Source organism: Cellulomonas septica, assembly GCF_012396155.1.
Taxonomy (GTDB): Bacteria; Actinomycetota; Actinomycetes; order Actinomycetales; family Cellulomonadaceae; genus Cellulomonas; species Cellulomonas septica.
Window position 1 is genome coordinate 1 of the sequence record NZ_JAAXOY010000844.1, and the last position, 1,283, is coordinate 1,283.

1 protein-coding gene is annotated in these 1,283 nt (G+C 75.9%); it reads right to left on the reverse strand.

Annotation, left to right across the window (positions count from 1 at the left end; genetic code table 11):
• The coding region (locus tag HGA02_RS19695; RefSeq protein WP_168681093.1) for an LpqB family beta-propeller domain-containing protein at nucleotides 1-1,199 on the reverse strand (1,199 nt) is incomplete at its 3' end.
• Nucleotides 1,200-1,283 lie beyond the last annotated feature (84 nt).

Below are 1,283 nucleotides of genomic sequence, written 5' to 3' on the forward strand. Positions count from 1 at the left end.
ACCGCGACGATCCCGGCGCCGACGTCCGTCGTCCACGCGTAGCCGTGGCGGTCCACCGACGGCGCCGACAGCGCGCTCCCGGTGTACAGCGTCGTCCCGGGGTCGTCCTCGGTCGGCACGGTCGCGAGCGAGCGCCCGTCGGACAGCACGACGCGGACCGTGCCGCTCTCGTCGCGCGCCGGGGCGCTCGGGTCCGGCACCGTGAACGGCCCGACGCCGTCGACCGGTGCCGGACCGTCCGTCCCGACCTGCACCAGGGCACCGTCGAGCAGCACCTCGGGTGCCACGGCCGGGCCCTCGCCCGAGCGCAGCGACGCGGCGCCGTCGAGGCTCACGCCCCCCGCGGTCACGTCGACGGACGACACACCGGGCAGCGCGAGGAGCGACTGCTCGATCTGCGCGAGCAGCAGCGGCCGGTCGGCGTCGAGCAGCTCGGCCGTCCGCGTCGTGAAGAGCCCGACGTGCGCGACACCCTCGGCGTCGACGCTCACCGCCTCGGGCTTGAGCTGGACGCCGTCGGGCAGCGCGGTGTGAACCGCGTCGCGCAGCCACGGCGACGGGCCGGCGAGCAGCGCGCTCACGACCGACGTCTCGCGGCTCTTGACCGGCAGCCAGCGCTGCTCGGGGACGAGGAACGTCTCGTCGGGCGAGAGGAAGTAGATCGACGTCTGGCGGAAGAACACCTCGAAGTCGTCGGTCGGCACGACGAGCCCGTCGGGCGCCTCGGAGATGCGCCACTGGCCCTCGTCGTCCTGCACGAGCCCGAAGGTCACGGACGACTCCGCGCCCGCGGGCGCCTCGGCGTACCGGCCCTCCCGGTCGACCCGGGCGACGACCGGCACGTCGACCTGCACCTGGCCGTCGCCGAGGTCGCCGAACTCGAGCGCGCCGGAGACGACGACGCCCGCGAGCGGCTGCCACTCCGCGCGCGCCTGCCCCGCGAGGTACTGGCGCGCGACGACGAAGTCGTCCCGGAACCCCGCGGAGCCCGCGACCAGGAAGCTCTCGACGATCTCGAGCGGCGCGGCGTCCGGCCGCGGGCCCTCGGCGAGGACGTCGATGTTCGACGGCTCGTCGACCCGTCCGTCGCCGCCCTGCTGCACGGGTCCGGACGTCGGGATCGAGGTGCACGCCGCGAGCAGCAGCGTCACGGCGGCCGCGGCCGCGGCGGCCACGCGGCGACGCAGGGCGTCCTTCATCGCACGGCCCCCTCGCGGTCGGGGTCGGCGGGTGCGACGTGCACGGACACCGCGCGGATGCCCGTCGGTGACGTCGCGGTGCCG